Genomic DNA, 1,163 nt, shown 5'->3' with positions numbered 1-1,163 from the left:
GCCCGGCACCATGTCGCGGCCCCACTCGACGATGACGACCGACCCGTCGAGGTCGATGTCGAGGTCGTCCAGCTCCGCCGCCGAGCCCAGCCGGTAGGCGTCGACGTGCACGAGCGGGGGGCCGTCGACGAGCGACGGGTGGGTGCGCGCAATGACGAAAGTGGGGCTCTGCACGGGGCCGCGGACGCCCAGTCCCGCCGCGATGCCGCGGGTCAGCGTCGTCTTGCCCGCCCCCAGCGCTCCGGTGAGCACGACGAGGTCGCCCGCCCGCAGCGCGCGGCCGAAGTCGCGGCCGAGGGCCTCCATGTCGGCCGGCGACGAGATCTCCCGCTCGCCGAGGAACGCGTCCAACCCGGTCACGCCGTCACCTCGCGGCGCGGCACGCGCGAACCGATGCGCGTGACGATCTCGTAGTTGATGGATCCGGATGCCGTGCCCCACTCGTCGGCGGCGGGCTCGCCGCGGGCGGGGTCGCCGAAGAGCACAACCTCGTCGCCGACGGCCACCGGGGTGTCGCCGACGTCGACGACGAACTGGTCCATCGCGATGCGGCCGGCCACGGTGAACCGGCGGCCGCCGAGGGTCACCGGTCCCCGGGCCGACGCCGCGCGCGGCACCCCGTCGGCGTACCCGAGGGGGACGAGCGCGAGGGTCGTCTCGGCCGCGGTGCGGTGGGCGTATCCGTACGAGACGCCCTGCCCCGCCGGGACGCGCCGCACGGCCACGACGGGCGCGCGCAGCGTCATGGCGGGGCGCAGTCCCAGGTCGGCCGAGGTGCGGTCCTCGAAGGGCGACAGTCCGTACATGCCCAGTCCGATGCGCACGCAGTCCAGGCGCGCCTCGGGCAGGTCGATGGCGGCATCCGTCGCGGCGATGTGACGCACCTCGGGGGTGAGCCCCGCCGATGCCGCCAGCGCCACGCCCTCGTGGAACCGCGCGAGGGCGACGCGGTCGTCGGCAGCCGAGGTGTTGGAGAGGTGGCTGAAAAGACCGACCACCCGCACCCTCCCGAGCCGCTCCAGGCGGGCCGCCTCCGCGAAGACCGTCGCCCAATCCGCCGGCGCGACGCCGTTGCGGCCGAGCCCGGTCTCGAGCTTCAGGTGCACCGCGACCGGCCGGTCGGCCGTCGCCGCCGCGGCCGCGGCGAGCAGCTGGTCGAACCG

At 75.5% G+C, this 1,163-nt stretch carries 2 protein-coding genes; both read right to left on the bottom strand.

The window, feature by feature from the left end:
* Positions 1–360 (bottom strand): tRNA (adenosine(37)-N6)-threonylcarbamoyltransferase complex ATPase subunit type 1 TsaE (gene tsaE / locus NQ160_RS24035; RefSeq protein WP_257517488.1); only part of this gene is annotated, 360 nt, incomplete at its 3' end.
* A partial coding sequence (gene alr, locus NQ160_RS24030) for an alanine racemase (protein ID WP_257517487.1) occupies positions 357–1,163 on the bottom strand: 807 nt, incomplete at its 5' end. The genes alr and tsaE, both read right to left, overlap by 4 nt.

The organism is Microbacterium sp. zg.Y909 (assembly GCF_024626565.1).
The sequence above is the reverse complement of the archived record's forward strand: the minus strand, read 5'-3'. Positions and strand labels throughout refer to the sequence as shown.